1 rRNA gene is annotated in these 1050 nt (G+C 57.6%); it reads left to right on the forward strand.

Annotated elements, in window-relative coordinates:
• A 23S ribosomal RNA gene (locus tag CSQ85_RS12915) occupies nt 1-1031 on the forward strand; the annotation flags it as partial.
• Between the last annotated feature and the right edge of the window lie 19 nt (nt 1032-1050).

Genomic DNA, 1050 nt, shown 5'->3' on the forward strand with positions numbered 1-1050 from the left:
GCGAAGCGGTGAATTCAAGCCCCGGTAAACGGCGGTGGTAACTATAACCATCCTAAGGTAGCGAAATTCCTTGTCGGGTAAGTTCCGACCTGCACGAATGGCGTAACGACTTCCCCACTGTCTCGACCAGGAGCTCGGCGAAATTGCAGTACGAGTAAAGATGCTCGTTAAGCGCAGAAGGACGAAAAGACCCCGGGACCTTTACTATACCTTGGTATTGGCATTCGGTGTGGATTGTGTAGCATAGGCGGGAGGCTTCGAAGCATGGTCGCCAGATCGTGTGGAGCCGCAAGGTGAAATACCGCTCTGTTCGCATTGGATGTCTAACCACGAGCAGTGATCCTGCTCTGGGACAGTGCCTGGCGGGTAGTTTAACTGGGGCGGTTGCCTCCCAAAGAGTAACGGAGGCGCTCAAAGGTTCCCTCAGCCCGGTTGGCAATCGGGTGGCGAGTGTAAGTGCACAAGGGAGCTTGACTGCGAGAGCGACGGCTCGAGCAGGGACGAAAGTCGGAACTAGTGATCCGGTGCCGGTGTACGGACGCGGCATCGCTCAACGGATAAAAGGTACCCCGGGGATAACAGGCTGATCATTCCCAAGAGTCCATATCGACGGGATGGTTTGGCACCTCGATGTCGGCTCGTCGCATCCTGGGGCTGGAGCAGGTCCCAAGGGTTCGGCTGTTCGCCGATTAAAGCGGCACGCGAGCTGGGTTCAGAACGTCGTGAGACAGTTTGGTCTCTATCCTCTGCGCTCGTTGGAATCTTGAGGAGGCCTGCCCATAGTACGAGAGGACCTGGGTGGACGAACCTCTGGTATGCCGGTTGTCACGCCAGTGGCACGGCCGGTTGGCTACGTTCGGAAGGGATAACCGCTGAAAGCATCTAAGCGGGAAGCCTGCTCCAAGATAAGGATTCCATGAGGCCTTCGGGCCTCGAGACCCCCCATGTAGAACACGTGGTCGATAGGCCGGACGTGGAAGCCCCGCGAGGGGTGGAGCCGACCGGTACTAACGGGGAAAAGGCAATCACACAACCCCCTCTTTTCGGGGG

This window comes from Bifidobacterium rousetti (assembly GCF_008698235.1).
GTDB classification, from domain to species: Bacteria; Actinomycetota; Actinomycetes; order Actinomycetales; family Bifidobacteriaceae; genus Bifidobacterium; species Bifidobacterium rousetti.